General features: G+C 37.1%; 7 protein-coding genes. 6 read left to right on the top strand and 1 reads right to left on the bottom strand.

Annotated elements, in window-relative coordinates; genetic code table 11:
• Positions 1-9: 9 nt before the first annotated feature.
• The 4 genes from AC0N32_RS17065 to AC0N32_RS17050 all read left to right on the top strand — a co-directional run bounded on the left by AC0N32_RS17065 (position 10) and on the right by AC0N32_RS17050 (position 4,977).
• The gene (locus AC0N32_RS17065) at positions 10-684 is read left to right on the top strand and encodes a DNA-processing protein DprA (RefSeq protein WP_476395048.1); all 675 of its coding nucleotides are present in this window, start codon (positions 10-12) and stop codon (positions 682-684) included.
• A 643-nt stretch (positions 685-1,327) separates the two neighbouring features.
• A complete protein-coding gene (gene fdhD, locus AC0N32_RS17060; protein ID WP_476395047.1) occupies positions 1,328-2,200 on the top strand; it encodes a formate dehydrogenase accessory sulfurtransferase FdhD in 873 nt (290 codons plus the stop codon).
• Entirely contained in the window at positions 2,200-2,550 is a 351-nt protein-coding gene (locus AC0N32_RS17055; protein WP_476395046.1) for a DUF7009 family protein, read from the top strand. Before fdhD ends, AC0N32_RS17055 begins: the two co-directional genes overlap by 1 nt.
• Positions 2,551-2,577: 27 nt before the next feature.
• A complete protein-coding gene (locus AC0N32_RS17050; protein ID WP_476395045.1) occupies positions 2,578-4,977 on the top strand; it encodes an FdhF/YdeP family oxidoreductase in 2,400 nt (799 codons plus the stop codon).
• A gap of 85 nt (positions 4,978-5,062) precedes the next feature.
• Here the strand turns inward: AC0N32_RS17050 and AC0N32_RS17045 are convergent, their stop codons facing one another.
• A complete protein-coding gene (locus tag AC0N32_RS17045; RefSeq protein ID WP_476395044.1) occupies positions 5,063-5,665 on the bottom strand; it encodes an NTP transferase domain-containing protein in 603 nt (200 codons plus the stop codon).
• A 370-nt stretch (positions 5,666-6,035) separates the two neighbouring features.
• On the opposite strand from AC0N32_RS17045, the gene AC0N32_RS17040 reads away from it, so the two are divergent.
• Positions 6,036-6,629, top strand: a complete 594-nt coding sequence (locus tag AC0N32_RS17040; protein WP_476395043.1) for a 2Fe-2S iron-sulfur cluster-binding protein — start codon at positions 6,036-6,038, stop codon at positions 6,627-6,629.
• Complete coding sequence (locus tag AC0N32_RS17035) at positions 6,626-7,603, top strand: FAD binding domain-containing protein (protein WP_476395042.1); 978 nt, start codon at positions 6,626-6,628, stop codon at positions 7,601-7,603. The genes AC0N32_RS17040 and AC0N32_RS17035 overlap by 4 nt, the downstream gene beginning before the upstream one ends.
• Positions 7,604-7,621: the final 18 nt, after the last annotated feature.

Raw genomic sequence — 7,621 nt, 5'->3', positions numbered from 1 at the left:
TGAAGACCTATGCAGATCCGTACTTTTAACAAATACTACGATAAGCTTACTACCGTTGAGAAAAAGAACAGTCCCAAAGAGTTGTTTTACAAAGGGGATTTTTCGTTATTGGAAAATGGAAGAAGGGTAGCGGTCGTTGGTTCCAGGAAGGTTTCTGAACTGGGTATAAGAAGAGCAAGAAAGATAGCGAAGCTCTTGGTTCAAAATGACATTACTGTGGTGAGTGGCTTGGCGGAAGGTGTTGATTCGATCGCACATAAAACTGCCATTGAATTTCAAGGTCACACTATAGGTGTTATCGGGACACCCCTTGATAAATATTTCCCTGCTGAAAATAAAGACCTTCAGGATTTCATTGCTGAAAATCACTTACTGATCTCGCAGTTCCCGGAAAACTATCCCGTAACTCCAAAAAGTTTCCCTATAAGAAACCGAACAATGGCATTGATAAGCGATGCTACGATTATTATTGAAGCTAGTGAGAAAAGCGGAACAAAACATCAGGGTTTGGAGGCATTAAGATTAGGAAGACAGTTGCTCATTATGGAAAATGTTCTCAATGAAAAAGTTTCGTGGGCAGAAGAACTGCTAAGTTACGGTGCGCAGGTATTGACTAATGACAACTTTGAATTTTTAATCGAAAGTATTCCTTTTTTAACCACAAAAGAAGAATATGTCTTTTGAGTTTCTTACCTTTTTGACCTATTCTCCAAGAGGTAAATCTGAGATAGAAATTGCCTCAAGAACAGTTCACTTGACGGGAAAAATCACTCCTAAAGTGATTTTTCCTTTTTTTATTTTGTAAAGCATTGTTTAATAGTAATATAGATGATAAGTCGAAGTTTAGCTTCGGAAATCATTATCTTGAAATTGCAGTTTTTCTTTAAAATCGAACTTGATAATTTTTTTTTAGTTTCATCATTATCTTGAGAATATAATATTGTAAGATTTGGTAAAATCTGTAGTGCCTGTTGAATAAGCTTTCTGAAATTAAGCTTTCATGTATTACATCTACGAGACAAGCTTCTTCATCTTATAAGCTTTGATAAATATCTTGCCACAATAGATTGGATTTTTGATTGCTCTATAAAATGATGCACTACTAATCTTTGCACCATCCATAGCAATGATCTTAAGTCCTATTTGATTAGTCTTTAGCAATCTCATTAAATGCCCAGCGCATATTTGACGCTTCTATTTCTTTAAGTGCAACATATCTTTATGCAAAAAATAGAAACTATAAAATTGCATAGTCAAAATAATAATAAAGACTTTAATTGAACTAATTTTCGCGTGGAATTTTTTACCTTTACTATAATTATAGTATATGAATAGCCAATTGTCAGCCGGTAAATCTGTAATGCGAATAGACATTATCAAAGTCAATGAGAAGATTAATATTTCTTCTGAGGATGACGTTTCCATTGAAGAACCTTTAGAAATTAAGGTCCTATATACAGATGGCGAATTAAGGATTAGTAAAAATGTTTCAGTAACAATGAGAACTCCCGGAAATGATGCAGAATTGGCGTCGGGTTTTCTGTTTACTGAAGGTATTATTACGAGCAAAAATCAGATTAAAAGTATAGAAAGACCAAAGTCCAATTGTAAAATTTCTGGAGAAAATTCGATTATAGTTGAACTTGAAGATTATTTTAGTCCAAACCTAAGGAACATCGATAGATACTTTTACACCACATCCAGTTGTGGTGTTTGTGGAAAAGGCTCCATCGAGTCTATAAGAACAGTAAGCACTTATATCCATCAGAATAGAGAGAGAGATAATATTGAGCTTAGCATACTTTATCAGCTATCCGAAAAGCTGAGAGCTTTTCAAAATAATTTCAGTGTAACAGGCGGAATCCACGCATCAGGTCTCTTTGATACGGACGGAAATCTGCTTGCAATTCGTGAAGATGTAGGAAGACATAATGCTTTGGATAAGTTGATTGGCTATGCTTTGTCCTCTGATATATTACCACTTGATCATCATATTTTGCTACTCAGTGGAAGGGCAAGTTTTGAGTTGATTCAGAAAGCGGCAATGGCGGGTATAACTACTGTAGCTGCAATTGGCGCACCATCGAGCCTGGCAGTTGATCTAGCTAAAGAATTTGATATGACCTTAATTGGTTTTCTTCGGGACAATCGGTTTAATATTTATCATTTGGGAAGTCATTTTACAATAGAAAATTTATAATGAAAATTAGGATTAAAGATAATTCAGTGAGATTTCGTTTGACACAGTCAGAAGTTGCTCTGCTGGGAAAAACTGGTTTAGTTTCTTGTACAACAGAATTTATGAATCGTCCTTTCATATATAAGATTGAAAGTACAGAAGATAAAGAAATGTCTGTATCATTTATTGAAAATCAGATTGTTTTGAAAATGCCTCAGGCACAAGTAAAAGAATGGGTTTCTACAGATAGAGTAGGATTTGACGGGCAGTCCGGTTTGGTCAAAGTATTGATAGAAAAGGATTTTGTATGCATCGATAATTCAGCTGAGGATCAAAGCGATAATTATCCCAATCCCAATATCAAATGCTGATTTCTATTCGCTTTTAAATTTTACAATATGAAAGACAAATCTTCATCTGACGAAAATAAATTGGACGACTATAATTTACCTTCGGCTCAGTCACCATATAGACTGAGTGATTTAAAACTTAAAGATCCGAAAGACTGGGCGGCAGGCGCACCTGCGGTAGCTCATTCTATTGGGCAACTCGTTCGCGACGCATCTGTCCTAAGAGGTGGCAGGGCACTTTTCAGCATGAATCAGTTTGATGGGTTTGACTGTCCTAGTTGTGCTTGGCCTGATCCAGATGATGAGCGGTCCAAAATTGGCGAATATTGTGAAAACGGCGCAAAAGCATTGGCTGAAGAAGCTACTTCAAAAAAAATAGGTGCAGAATTTTTTAGAGAAAATTCGGTTTATGATTTGGCAAAGCTTACGGATTTTGAAATTAGTCAGTTAGGCAGAATATTAGAGCCAATGTATCTTCCTCCAGGAGCATCAAATTATCAGCCTATCAGCTGGGACGAAGCATTCTCGAAAATCGCAGAAAAATTGAATGCCCTCAAGTCACCTAATGAAGCTATTTTTTATACATCCGGAAGAACCAGTAACGAAGCTACTTGGGTCTATCAGCTTTTTGGTCGTGAGTTTGGCACCAATAATTTTCCGGACTGTTCAAACATGTGCCACGAAACTTCTGGCTATGCCCTTTCAAGAAGCATAGGAATAGGAAAAGGGACTGTTAAACTTGAAGATTTCTACAACACTGATCTCATCATGATCATCGGCCAAAATCCGGGAACAAATTCACCACGGATGCTCTCTGCTTTAACGAAGGGAAAGAAAAATGGTGCAAAGATCCTAGCTGTAAATCCACTACCTGAAGCTGGTCTGAAAGGATTCAGAGATCCTCAGAATGTTCGTGCTCTGCTCGATAAACCTTTTGAGTTGTCTGATCTTTATCTTCCTGTAAAAATCAATGGTGATATGGCCCTCCTTAAGGCTCTACAGATTTTATTACTTGAGGAGGAAAAGAAAAATCCTGGCAAAGTGCTTGACTACGATTTTATTACGAATAAGACTGGCGGATTTGATGATCTGGTCAAAGAACTAAAATTATATGATCTCTCTTATTTGGCTGAAGAATGTGGAATTTCGTTAGATATGCTCAGAGATGCGGCAAGTATGATTGCTGCTAAAAAAAGAATGATTGTTTGCTGGGGAATGGGGATTACACAGCAAAAAAATGGTGTGGATATGATCTACAATATTGTCAATCTTCTTTTGATGAAAGGCAGTATCGGCATTTCAGGTGGAGGAGTATGTCCTGTTCGCGGTCACAGCAACGTGCAAGGCAACAGAACTTTATTAATCAACCATCATCCAACTGAAGAACAATTGGATAAACTTGAAGAATTTTATGGTTTTAAAGTTCCAAGAGAAGGCGGTTATGATGTTGTTAATGCTTTAAAAGCGATGCACCAGGGAAAAGTTAAATTTATGTTCTGTATGGGCGGCAATTTTCTTTCTGCTGCACCGGATACCAGCTTTACGGCAGAAGCGATGCGAAAACTGGAGATGTCTGTTTTAGTTTCAGTCAAACTGAACAGGAATCATTTGATACATGGCAAAGAAGCGCTTATTTTACCGGTAATTTCAAGAAGTGAAAAAGATAATGTTAATGGGCAACTACAGCACATCAGCACAGAAAATTCTATGGGCGTTGTGGAGTGGTCCAGGGGCGTACTAGATCCTATCTCCGAACATCTTATCAACGAAACACAAGTGGCCTGCAGAATGGCAAAGACAGTTCTTGGTAAACGTTCTGTCATCGATTGGGATAAATTTATGAACAGCTATGACGCTATTCGTGATGATATTGAGCAATGTATTCCGGGATTTGAAAATTATAATAAAAGAGTAGTCCAAAAAGGCGGATTTTATCTTCCGAATGCCCCAAGAGATGGTCAATTTACAAGTGAAAAATATGAGGGAAAAGCTGCCTTCAATGTGACAGCTGTTCCGGATAATTCATTGGCGGATGACGAATATCTGATGGGAACAACAAGGACCCACGATCAGTTCAATACGGTTGTATATGGATTAGATGACAGATATCGTGGTATTTTTAATGAACGAAGAGTCATTATGATGAATGAAAACGATATTAATCAGGCTGGATTAAAAGAAGGTGATAAGGTTGACCTCTTTAATTATGACGATAATATCGAAAGAATAGCACCACTTTTCATTGTTGTAAAATATTCAATTCCTCAGAAAAGTACAATGACCTATTTTCCGGAAGCTAACGTGTTGGTCTCTATTAATAATGTTGTAAATGGTGCCAATATGCCGGCTTCCAAATATGTACGCATCAAAATCCGAAAGCACAATCCTGACATTTTGGGAGGAATAGGGAAATACATCATTGCTGCAACAGGTAACAGTGGTGATTAACAAATTATCATTTAAATAATCATAGAATCCTTGTAAATTCTACTGAAGGTTGTGTATCGAGACAATTATATTAAGAATTAGCAAATTATTTATTTCTTAAAATTTTTGTAGCCCTCAACATTTCTTCAGGATTGTTGACATTAAAAAGAATGTCAGGTCTTGAAGGTTTTATTGTGAAAGCATCATTATTAAGTAAAACTTGACGAAGCGAGGTCTTTCCTAATGCTAGAGAATCAGTGAGAATTGGGTAGCTCTTAGGTTCCCAAATAGTGACCAGAGGCTCTGGTAAATTGTCATCAGGATTTTGAAAAGCTGTTGCGATCTTATTGACATCTCGGGATTTTAAGAGAAGGTCTAAACAATCTACATCCAGAAATGGCATATCACAAGCCACAACCAGCCACGCTTGCTTAGGCTTAAATTGAAAAGCGGAAAGAACACCGCCGAGAGGTCCTATGTCTGAATAGACATCATTGATTGATTTGTAGTTTGAATCTAAATCACAAGCTTGATCCTGCCGGCAAGAAATATAAACCTTATCACAAAAATGAGCTAAAATATCAGCAAGATAATACCGTTGCTCTTTTGCGTGCCAATTGATTTGATCTTTTGGTAGTCCCATTCGCACACTCTTTCCTCCTGAAAGTACTAGTCCGTTAAGAACTGGAACATCATTTACTTGTGACATGATCTTTTTATTTGCTCATTCTTTGTGTAAATATAATTAATGTAAACTAAGTATTATCGTTCATAAATAAACTTGAAACTCTGAATTAAACCCTAATACAAAATCATATTCTTTAAATGTAAATTTTATAAAAATCATTAATCTACAGTTATTTTAGCCGGTTCACTGACGTTGGTTACAGATTTGTACTGCAAATTGTAATAATCTAAATTATAATAAGGTATATAATTAAATATTTTTTTGAGCATTTTAATAACTATTAAGAAGATTTGTTTAGTTAATTGATGAACTAAGAACTTGAATTAGCAACAACCTTCTAAATTATCAATGAAAAAACATTACCTTTATCAGGATACAATCTAAAAGTAATATGGAAAGAAAAGAACAATACAGCAGGAGGTCCTTTCTGAAAATTTCCGGTCTGTTGGCTGCCTTTGCTGCGGTGCCGGTTTCTGTGAAAGCTTTTTATCAGGATGTGAAACAATTTCTTATTCCTAAGAAGAATGTTTCCAGAATTACCCTCTCTGTCAATAAAACTAGCCATACCTTGTATGTTGACACCCGCACGACCGTCTTAGATTTTGTCCGGGAACAGCTGAATCTTACTGGTTCCAAAAAAGGTTGTGACCACGGACAATGTGGTGCCTGCACCATTCATATTGACGGAGAAAGGGCTTTGGGTTGTCTGACACTAGCATCGATGGCGCAGGGAAAAGAAATCACGACTATAGAAGGCTTGGCAACAAAAGGAGAATTGCACCCGATGCAAAAGGCGTTCATAGAATGCGACGGTTTTCAATGTGGTTATTGTACGCCAGGACAAATTATGTCTGCCGTAGCTTGCGTAAAGGAAGGTCATACCAATTCTGTTGAGGAGATAAAAGAGTATATGAGCGGCAATCTTTGCCGATGTGGAGCATATAACGGTATTGTTCAATCTATCCAAAAAGTAGCAGCAAGATGAGACCATTTAATATCCAAAAAGTAGATTCCTTGGCCGATATTCCGCAAATAAAATCGGTGAACAAGCAAGTCATTGCCGGCGGTACCAATCTAGTTGATTTGATGAAGAAAAATGTAGTCCAGCCAGATACACTGATTGACATCACTTCTGCATTATCAAAAAAGATTAGTTTTAAAAAAGAGATTTTACAAATTGATGCCTTAGCTTCAAACACTCAAGTCGCAAATGATAAAGATGTGAAAGAAAAGTTTCCTCTCATTTCTAAAGCTATTTTAGCCGGAGCGTCTCCTCAAATCAGGAACATGGCTAGTTCTGCCGGAAATCTTTTGCAGCGCACACGTTGTCCTTATTTCTATGATGTTACCACACCGTGTAATAAAAGAAAACCAAACAGCGGCTGTAGCGCCTTAGAAGGTAATAACAGGATGAGCGCTGTAGCAGGATATAATGAACAGTGTGTTGCCGTACATCCTTCGGACTTTTGCGTTGCTCTGGCTGCGTTGGATGCTCAGGTGATTTCGACAACAGAAGACGGGAATGAAATAATTACACCCTTCAAAGACTTTCACAAGTTGCCCGAAAATACACCTTGGCTGGATAATACTTTACCAAAAAATGCAATTATTACAAGTATCCAAATACCTTCGAATAGATTTGATAAACATAATGCGTACGTAAAAATAAGAGACAGGACGTCTTATGCCTTTGCCTTGGTTTCAGCGGCTGCTGCGCTTGAAATGAATGGAAATACCATTTCTAAAGCGAGATTGGCTTCAGGAGGCGTCGCTCATAAGCCTTGGCGTTGGTATGAAGCTGAAAAATTCTTAGAAGGTAAATCTGCAACTGAAGATGTTTTTGAGCAAGCTGCAAAATTGGCTACGAAAGATTTAAAACCCTTATCAGAAAATGGCTACAAAATTCCGATGCTTCAGGGCGCAATAGTTACTGCCTTAAAAAATTGTGTAAATCTTTAACGGTAACATCAATTAAAA

The organism is Chryseobacterium endophyticum, from assembly GCF_056333165.1.
The sequence above is the reverse complement of the archived record's forward strand: the minus strand, read 5'-3'. Positions and strand labels throughout refer to the sequence as shown.

Excerpts from the sequence above, each read along its gene's own strand:
- AC0N32_RS17065 (WP_476395048.1), top strand. The coding sequence starts at position 10 with ATGCAGATCCGTACTTTTAACAAATACTACGATAAGCTTACTACCGTT.
- AC0N32_RS17055 (WP_476395046.1), top strand. The coding sequence starts at position 2,200 with ATGAAAATTAGGATTAAAGATAATTCAGTGAGATTTCGTTTGACACAG.
- fdhD (WP_476395047.1), top strand. The coding sequence starts at position 1,328 with ATGAATAGCCAATTGTCAGCCGGTAAATCTGTAATGCGAATAGACATT.
- AC0N32_RS17045 (WP_476395044.1), bottom strand. The coding sequence starts at position 5,665 with ATGTCACAAGTAAATGATGTTCCAGTTCTTAACGGACTAGTACTTTCA.
- AC0N32_RS17050 (WP_476395045.1), top strand. The coding sequence starts at position 2,578 with ATGAAAGACAAATCTTCATCTGACGAAAATAAATTGGACGACTATAAT.
- AC0N32_RS17040 (WP_476395043.1), top strand. The coding sequence starts at position 6,036 with ATGGAAAGAAAAGAACAATACAGCAGGAGGTCCTTTCTGAAAATTTCC.
- AC0N32_RS17035 (WP_476395042.1), top strand. The coding sequence starts at position 6,626 with ATGAGACCATTTAATATCCAAAAAGTAGATTCCTTGGCCGATATTCCG.